The organism is Sphingopyxis granuli NBRC 100800 (assembly GCF_001591045.1).
In the GTDB taxonomy this organism is placed as follows: Bacteria; Pseudomonadota; Alphaproteobacteria; order Sphingomonadales; family Sphingomonadaceae; genus Sphingopyxis; species Sphingopyxis granuli.
Map to the genome: position 1 here is coordinate 1 of NZ_BCUA01000160.1, position 2,536 is coordinate 2,536.

Genomic DNA, 2,536 nt, shown 5'->3' on the forward strand with positions numbered 1-2,536 from the left:
CCGTTGAGAGTTTCAGACGCCGCCAGGCGTCAGAAAGTCTTCGGTGCCCGAACCGCGGTGGTCATGAGCCGAGCTATGGGGAAAGCTGTTTTGCGCTGATGGTGGGGTAGCCGGGCGCAGCCCAAAAGCGGACGCTTCCGGTAGCGGAGCGTCTGGATATGGGTCGAAAAAGCGGACGTGCAAAAGCAGACGGGCCGATTTTGGTGGTGTGACGTCTGCTTTTGAGCAGGGCCAGCGCAAGCGGGTCCGCTTCCAGGCGCGGGTCTGCCCTGGATGGTGTTGGCGATAGGCCGTGCCGGGTCACGGCGCCTGTATCCCGGATGACGGTGCCGGAGAGGGCGGCGCACGCGGGAGGTAGCGGCGCTCGAAAACCTCGATGATGATCATGGTGCCGCCACAGCAAGGGCATAGCGGTTGAGCTTTGAGGTCGGCGGGTTGATCGTCGTCTGGTGAAGGTGCGACGCTGAGCAGGCGGCGAGCGCGTTCGAGATGATACTTGCGCCTGGCGCTGGCGAGCAGTCCATAGTGGCGGATCCGATGGAACCCACGCGGCAGGGCGTGGAGGAGAAAGCGGCGGATGAACTCGTCAGCAGCGAGCGTCATGACCTGCTGCCGTCCGGCGCCGGACTTGCGGTAATCCTTGTAGCGGAAGGTGACCCCGACCTCATCGAACCGGAGAAGGCGGCTGTTCGATATCGCGACCCGGTGGGTGTAGCGTGACAGATAGGCGAGCACCGCCTCGGGCCCAGCGAACGGTGGCTTGGCATAGACGACCCAGCGCTTCTTGCGGACCGGCGAGAGGTGCCGCAGGAACGCGCGTCGTTCGGCGAGATGCGTGAGGCTGCCAAAGAGGGCGAGCTGCCCGCGGTCATGGAGCGCGCGCAGCCGGGTTAGGAACAGGCGTCGGAACAGGGCACCAAGCACGCGGACCGGCAGCAGGAAGGCGGGGCGTGCGGATATCCAGCGTGTTCCATCGCGCGAGATGCCGCCGCCGGGCACGATCATGTGGATATGGGGATGATGGGTCAGCGCCGAGCCCCATGTGTGGAGGACGGCGGTGATGCCGATCCGGGCGCCGAGGTGCTTCGGGTCGGCGGCAATCGTCAGCATCGTATCGGCCGCCGCCTTGAACAGCAGGTCATAGACGAGCGCCTTGTTGTGGAAGGCGATCGCGGCGACCTCGGCAGGCAGCGTGAACACGACGTGGAAATAGCCGACCGGGAGGAGGTCGGCCTCGCGGGCCTCGAGCCAGGTGCGTGCAGCAGCGCCCTGGCACCTCGGGCAATGCCGGTTGCGGCAACTGTTGTAGGCGATCCGCCAATGCCCGCAGTCGGTGCAGGCTTCGACATGGCCGCCGAGCGCGGCGGTGCGGCAATGCTCGATCGCCGACATGATCTTGAGCTGATGCAGGCTCAGATGCCCGGCATGGGCCATGCGATAGGCAGGCCCCGCGGCGCGGAAAATGTCGGCGACCTCGAGTGAGGCGCGCATCGGCCTCAGCCGTCGGGCGCCTCTTCGCTCGGCGATGCGAGCGCGAGCCTGTCGAGCGGGCTGACGATCGAGCGAACGGTCTTGGTGGCAACCTGCGTGTAGAAGGCGGTGGTGTTTAGCTTGGCGTGGCCGAGCAGCGCCTGGATGACGCGGATATCGACGCCGTCCTCGAGCAGGTGGGTGGCGAAGCTATGGCGGAGCGTATGCGGTCCGACGCGCTTGTCGATATCGGCGGCCTCGGCGGCTTCGACGACGACGCGGTAGAGCTGACGCGTGCTGATCGGAGCTGCGGCGCTCTGTCCGGGGAAGAGCCAGCCGTCGGGGACGAGGATGCCCTGTTGCCGCCCCGCGCGCCACCAGTCGCGCAGGAGCAGAAGCAGCCCTTCGGGCAGCATAGCGTTGCGGTAGCGACCGCCTTTGCCGCGCTCGATCCGCAGCAGCATCCGCTTGCTGTCGATATCGCTGACCTTCAGCGCCGACACCTCGGCGACGCGCAGCCCCGCGCCGTAAGCGACCGACAGCGCCGCCTGGTGCTTGAGCGAGCGGGTCGCATCGAGCAGCCGCTTCACCTCGGCCATCGTCAGCACGACCGGGATCTTGCGAACCTGCCTGGTGCGGATCAGCTTGCGCGCGAGGTCGGGGCGGTCGAGCGTGTGCGTGAAGAAGAACCGCAGCGCGCCGACGATGCTGTTCATCGTTGGTGCGGGGACGCCCGCCTGTTGCTGCTCGATCTGGAACTGCCGGACATCCTCGGCGCTCGCGGTGTGGGGCGAGCGCCCGAGCCAGGTCGCGAACCGTCCGACATCGCGAAGATAATTACGCTGCGTCTCCTTCGAGAAGCGGCGCATGGTCATGTCGTCGATCAGGCGCTGGCGCAGCGGGCTGATCGGGCCAATCTGGATAAGCTCGTTCATCGTTCGACTCCTCAGGTAAAGGAGCCGAAAGGGTCTGCCTGCGGCAGCCCACGTTCAATCAGGTGCGGCGATCGCTGGGCCGCTTTACATCGAGGCTAGCACCAATCCGCGCAGCGGTTCGTGCACCGGCC

The 2,536-nt window shown here is 66.4% G+C and carries 2 protein-coding genes; both read right to left on the minus strand.

Going from position 1 to position 2,536, the window contains the following annotated elements; genetic code table 11:
* Positions 1-300 precede the first annotated feature (300 nt).
* Positions 301-1,491: an IS91 family transposase gene (locus SGR02S_RS19105; RefSeq protein WP_067113795.1), complete on the minus strand. Its 1,191-nt coding sequence runs from the start codon at positions 1,489-1,491 to the stop codon at positions 301-303.
* A gap of 5 nt (positions 1,492-1,496) precedes the next feature.
* On the minus strand, positions 1,497-2,405 hold the full coding sequence (locus tag SGR02S_RS19110; protein WP_067113797.1) for a tyrosine-type recombinase/integrase: 909 nt from the start codon (positions 2,403-2,405) through the stop codon (positions 1,497-1,499).
* Positions 2,406-2,536 lie beyond the last annotated feature (131 nt).